Origin of the sequence: Halobellus sp. Atlit-38R (assembly GCF_003665925.1) — an archaeon.
Classification (GTDB): Archaea; Halobacteriota; Halobacteria; order Halobacteriales; family Haloferacaceae; genus Haloquadratum; species Haloquadratum inordinatus.
The window spans coordinates 1-740 of sequence record NZ_QXIJ01000077.1 but is presented as its reverse complement, the minus strand read 5'-3'; the positions used below and the strand labels follow the sequence as shown (position 1 = coordinate 740).

The following is a 740-nucleotide window of genomic DNA, read 5'->3' as shown; positions in this document are numbered from 1 at the left end:
CGCCAACGTCTACGGCGACCCGAACGGCACTTCCGAGAAGTATATCGGCAACTGGCTGGCCGACCGCGACCGTGAGAACTACGTCATCGCCTCGAAGGTGTACTTCCCCTTCGACGAGGACAACCCGAACGGCCGCGGTCTTTCGCGGACGCACATCCGCAACCAAATCGAGGGCACACTCGACCGCCTCGGGACGGACTACCTCGACCTCTACTACATCCACCGCTGGGACGATGAGACGCCCATCGAGGAGACGATGCGCGTGCTCGACGAGCTGGTCGCCGAGGGGAAGGTCCACCACCTCGGCGCCTCGACGATGGCGGCCTGGCAGCTGACGAAGGCGCAGTGGACCGCCGACGTCAACGGCTACGCCTCCTTCGACGTGGTCCAGCCGCTCCACCACGCGGGCTACTACGAGGACGTGAAGGAGTACCTCGACGTCTGTATCGACCAGGACCTGGCGGTCTGCCCGTACTCCCCGCTCGCGGGCGGGTTCCTCACCGGGAAGTACGAGCGCGCTGACCCCGACGACCCGGAGCAGGTGATCGCGCCCGACGGCTCCCGCGCGAGCTTCGACGACCGGTTCGAGCGTTTCTACCTCTCCGAGCGCGGTTGGAAGGTGCTCGACGCGGTCCGGGAGGTCGCAGACGAGCTCGACGCGACGCCCGCGCAGGTCGCGCTGGCGTGGCTCACCGAGTGGGACGAGTTCACCTGCGTCCCCATCGTCGGCGCGCGGACGG

At 67.6% G+C, this 740-nt stretch carries 1 protein-coding gene; it reads left to right on the top strand.

The genetic code is table 11. The annotated features are described in order from the left end of the window. A partial coding sequence (locus D3D02_RS18180) for an aldo/keto reductase (protein WP_147435705.1) occupies positions 1 to 740 on the top strand: 740 nt, incomplete at both ends.